This is a genomic window from Klenkia sp. AC732, from assembly GCF_979256525.1.
Genome location: NZ_CEEDOS010000135.1, coordinates 1 through 250, shown reverse-complemented (window position 1 = coordinate 250; position 250 = coordinate 1). Strand labels below are relative to the sequence as shown.

Annotated in this window: 1 pseudogene; it reads left to right on the top strand. The window is 74.8% G+C overall.

Annotation, left to right across the window (positions count from 1 at the left end):
* A pseudogene (locus tag AC0IVP_RS21990) lies at positions 1–250 on the top strand (dual-specificity RNA methyltransferase RlmN); the annotation flags it as partial.

The following is a 250-nucleotide window of genomic DNA, read 5'->3' as shown; positions in this document are numbered from 1 at the left end:
GGCGGCGTCCATGGCGGCGGGGGAGATCCCCGGTGGGCCGGGCCGGCTGTCCACCGTGGTCTTCATGGGCATGGGGGAGCCGTTGGCCAACTACGCCCGGGGCCGCAAGACCCTCGACGCGCTGCTGACCCCAGCGCCGTACGGCCGGGGGCTGGGCCAGCGCTCGGTCACCGTGTCCACGGTCGGGCTGGTGCCGGCGAGCAAGCGGCTGACCGAGGAGGGCCTCAACGTCACCCTGGCGGTCAGCCTG